Raw genomic sequence first — 3815 nt, forward strand, 5'->3', positions numbered from 1 at the left:
GGGCGCAGCGCGGTGTGGACGTCCTGGGCGCGGGCGACGGTGTTGCACACCACCAGCGCGCACCCGCCGTCACCCACCTCCGCCGTGACCGCGGCGGCGACGGCCGCGGGGGAGAAGTCCGGGGTCTCGGCGAGCACCCGCACCTCGACCCGGGCCGAGGCACGCCACGAGGGCCCGGACGCGACCTCGTCCCATCGCTTGCCTTCCGTCGTCACGCACACCGCGGTGGCGCTCGGGTAGCCTGCCGGTACCGGGAGGTCCGTCACGTCCACGTCACGTTCCTGCAGCGCACCCTGGAGATAGGCGCGGACCAGTTGCAGCCGCAGCGACGGCGGCAACGTCGCCGACAGCAGGACGACCGGGACACCGGTGTCGGCGAGCCAGCGCAGCGCCTCGAACAGGAACTGCGCCATGTACACGTCGTAGGCGTGCACCTCGTCCAGCACGACCACCCGGCCCGCCGTACCGGCCTGCCGCAGCATCACGTGCTTCGTTCGCGTCGCCGCATGCAGCAACTGGTCGACGGTGCCCACCGTGACCGGCGCCAGCAGGCCCCGTTTCGGGCCGAGGAACCACTCGGCGGCGGCCGTGCCACTGACAGCCGGCCGGCCACCGTCCCCGGCGGCCGATCCGCTCCCGGTGCCGCCGGAACCGATGAAGCCGTAGTCGTCGTCCATGTCGTACTCGTCCCGCTCGTCGGCGATGTCCGTGAAGGCGACGGCGGAACGCAGCGCCGCCCACTCCTTGTTGAAACGCGCGCGCCCGTGCAGGAGCCCGATGGGCACATCCGGATCCACCGACGTCAGCCACGTCCGGACCCGGCCGAACATCGGGTCGCTGGTCGCCTGGGTGGGCATCCCGACGAACATCCCGTCCGCGCCGAACCGGCTGGCCAGCACCTCCACCGCCGCGAAAGCGGCCTCCGTCTTGCCCTCACCCATCGGGGCCTCAAGGATGAGCAGGCCCGGCGTGGGCATCCGCGCCGCCAGCCGTACCGCGTCGGCCTGGGCGGGGCGGGCGGCGACACCGAAACGATGGCGTACCAGGTCGGGCTGGTCCCGCGGCGCCGGCCGGTCGGCGCGCCAGCCGCCGCGCAGCCCCAGCTTGTCCCACGCCCGCTGGGCGCGATCCCGTGATTTCTCGATCGAGATGTCGGAGAGATCGGACAGCCCGTCGAAGTGCCGCGCGTCGCTGGCAACCCAGTCCGCCATGATGATCATGCCGGACAGGGTGAGCTGGCCGCCTCGGCGCGGCGTCGCCACATCCGAGAAGGCATCCAGGTCCAGTCCCAGCTCGCCGGCGACCCGTCCGACGAACTCCTGTTGGACGTCGAGCCACCGGCCGCGGCCGTGCGCGGTGGGACTGGTGGGCCGCAGCCGGTCCGTCCCGGGCACCTTGCCGTGATGCCCGGCCACCAGCGGCCACACCCAGTTACGGGCCGGCGCGCCCCAGCCCGCCTCCTTCAGACAGTCACGGACGATGACCGCGCCGGCGCGCGCATGATGCCAGCCGGCGGCCTGGCTGCGGGTGAGCCCACGCCAGTCGAGGCCGGCCGCGCGGACCCGTTCCGCCAGCCCGTCGTCCTTCGTCTGGAAGGCGGGAGTCGCCTTGCCCACATCGTGCAGGCCGCACAGCAGGGCGAACAGGGAACGGCCCCGGCCACCACTGCACTCGTCGAGGCGGCCACGTATGGCGGTGGACAGGAAACGGTCCCAGACGAGCTCGCCGACCGCGGCCGTGTCGAGCAGATGCCCCAGCAGCAGATGCATCGAGCCCTGGGCGTCCGACTTCCCCCACACCACGGCAATAGCCGCGTCGGCCGCGTCCCGCATGATGTTCCCCCCGTGTCCAGCAGATCGGACACGGCGCATTCAACCACCCGATGGACAGCTACCACGCCACAGGGTGACATACACGGCCACGACGGCGATCATCTCCATGCCGGGGTCCGGCGGGCCTCGACCGCGCCGTCCGCCAGCTGTGCGCATGCGTCATGCCACGGCGCTGATGCGGCATGACGCGAGCATGGGGATCACCGTCCTGGACCGTGAGGTCTACTCGATGGGCGAGGCGGCGCGTGTCCTCGGTGTGCGACCGGCGCGGCTGCGTGGATGGATCGACGGCTACTCCGTGGCGGCTCGGTCTACGAGCCGGTCATCCGGCCCGAACGGACCGGCGAAGAGGCCGTCACCTGGGGGGAGTTCGTCGAGGCCGGTTATCTTCGCGAGTACCGGATACGGCACAGGGTCTCTCTGCGACGTCTCCGTCCGGTCGTGCAGTTTCTGCGGGAGCGTTTCGGTGTCCCCTATCCGCTCGCGCACGCCAGGCCGTATGTCGCGAACCGTGAGCTCGTTCTCGAGGTTCAGGACGAGACCGGTATCGACCGGGAGCTCGTGATGGTCGTCATCCGTAACGGCCAGCTCGTACTCGCCCCCGGCGCGGCCGCGTTCGTGGAGAAAGCCGAGTTCGCTCCCGGTGGCGGGGAGGTCCTCCGTATCCATCCGGATGACAGGTCCAGCCCGGTCGTCATCGACCCGCTGCGTGGCTTCGGCGCGCCGGCCGTTCATGGGATACGCACCGAGAACCTCGGCGGCTGAATGCGGGCCGGCGGTCGGTGAACGCCATGGCGGATACGCTTGGATGATGGATGCGCTCGTCTCTGCCGCTGGTACGGCGACCGGGCGTGGCCGGGTGGACAAGCGGGAGGCGATCCTCGCCGCCGCGTTCGAGGTGTTCGCCCGCAAGGGGTACGAGGGCGCGAGCGTCGATCTCATCGCGAGCGAGGCCGGGGTGGCCAAGCCGACGCTCTACAACCATCTTGGGAGCAAGGAGAAGCTGTTCCGGCTGGTGATGGTCGACGCGGCGGTCCGGGCGAACGCCCGCACCCTCGCCGTGCTCAGGAACTTCCCGACCGAGCCGGCCGATCTTGTCGGTGAGCTGGGTGCCGTCGCCGACGGGCTGGCGGCGTGCGTCTGCGACGAGCAGTCGGTGGCCGCCCGCCGTCTGATGTACATGGAGTCCGGTCGTTTCCCCGATCTGTTCCGGACGATGTGGGCCTCCGGCGAGGAGGTGATCGAGACGCTGGCCGGCCGGATGGCCCGGCTCGCGCACGCCGGCTACCTGGAGATCGCCGACCCCGCGACGGCCGCCACCCAGTTCGTCGGCCTCGTCCTGGGGGACCTGCCGCTGCTCACGGTCTTCGCCCCCGACACCGTGACCCCCGCCCACCGCGACCAGACCGCCGCCGCCGGCGTGACCACCTTCCTGCGCGCCTTCGCCCGCCGTCCGTCGTGACCGGTACCTGTCCGGTACCTGTCCGGCCATCCGCGCGGACGCCGTCGCCCGGAACGCACCGGCGGCATGACGGCCCGCGCCGCGGTCGGGTTGGCTGCCCGCGGGCGCCCGGCGTGGGACGGGAACATGCTGTGGCCGTCGGACCGGTGACGGAAGGAGATTCCCGGATGACCTTCCAGGTGACGTTCGACTGTATCGCCGACGGTTTGCCCACCAGCCCTCGGCGTGAACGGGAGTCGACAGCCTCAGGCGGTCACTGATCACTTGTCGCATCGGGCGTGAGCCAATAGTATCACGTTTCCGTTATACTTTTGCCATGTCTGATCATACGCTGGCGCGAGAGGAGCTCTGGGATGTCGCGGCGTCCCAGCACGGGTTTGTGACCGCCCACCAGGCGACCGAGCTCGGTGTCGGCAAGGGGGCACTGCAGATGCTCGTACAGCGCGGCACCCTCGACCGGGTAGCGTTCGGTGTCTACCGCTTCCCCCGCTACCCGGTGAGCGAGTACGACCCCTGCATGC

General features: G+C 70.7%; 4 protein-coding genes. 3 read left to right on the top strand and 1 reads right to left on the bottom strand.

Features of this window, described 5'->3' with window-relative positions:
- The coding region (locus AC5LSR_RS14395) for a CRISPR-associated endonuclease Cas3'' (protein ID WP_493468555.1) at nt 1–1832 on the bottom strand (1832 nt) is incomplete at its 3' end.
- A gap of 279 nt (nt 1833–2111) precedes the next feature.
- Here AC5LSR_RS14395 and AC5LSR_RS14400 point away from each other — a divergent pair.
- From AC5LSR_RS14400 to AC5LSR_RS14410, 3 genes are all read left to right on the top strand, one after another.
- Nucleotides 2112–2597, top strand: coding sequence for a hypothetical protein (locus AC5LSR_RS14400; RefSeq protein WP_250292172.1), 486 nt, complete (start codon nt 2112–2114; stop codon nt 2595–2597).
- Nucleotides 2598–2640: 43 nt separating this feature from the next.
- Entirely contained in the window at nt 2641–3294 is a 654-nt protein-coding gene (locus AC5LSR_RS14405) for a TetR/AcrR family transcriptional regulator (protein ID WP_493465683.1), read from the top strand.
- A 316-nt stretch (nt 3295–3610) separates the two neighbouring features.
- Nucleotides 3611–3815: type IV toxin-antitoxin system AbiEi family antitoxin domain-containing protein (locus tag AC5LSR_RS14410; RefSeq protein ID WP_493468556.1), on the top strand; the 205-nt coding region annotated here is incomplete at its 3' end.

This window comes from Protofrankia sp. CiP1_Cm_nod4 (genome assembly GCF_982290645.1).